This window comes from Micromonospora sp. PTRAS2 (assembly GCF_054052245.1).
Map to the genome: position 1 here is coordinate 1 of NZ_JBSWBU010000071.1, position 379 is coordinate 379.

The window sequence follows — 379 nt, forward strand, 5'->3', positions numbered from 1 at the left end:
ATCCCGTTCGCGTTCGTCGGCGCGTTCGCCCTGCTGCTGGTCACCGGCACGCCGCTGGGCGTCGCCGCGCTGATCGGCATCCTGATGCTGATCGGCATCGTCGTCACCAACGCCATCGTGCTGATGGACCTGGTCAACCAGTACCGCGAGCGGGGCATGAGCGTCGCCGAGGCGGTCGTGGAGGGCGCCCAGCGCCGGCTGCGCCCGATCCTGATGACCGCCCTGGCGACCATCTTCGCCCTCCTGCCGATGGCGCTGGGCATCACCGGTGAGGGCGGGTTCATCTCCACCCCGCTGGCCGTCGTCGTCATCGGCGGCCTCGTCACCTCCACCCTGCTCACCCTGGTCCTGATCCCGGTCCTCTACACGATGGTCGAGG

At 69.4% G+C, this 379-nt stretch carries 1 protein-coding gene; it reads left to right on the forward strand.

Annotated elements, in window-relative coordinates:
- A partial coding sequence (locus tag ACVMYR_RS33200) for an efflux RND transporter permease subunit (RefSeq protein ID WP_457123712.1) occupies positions 1-379 on the forward strand: 379 nt, incomplete at both ends.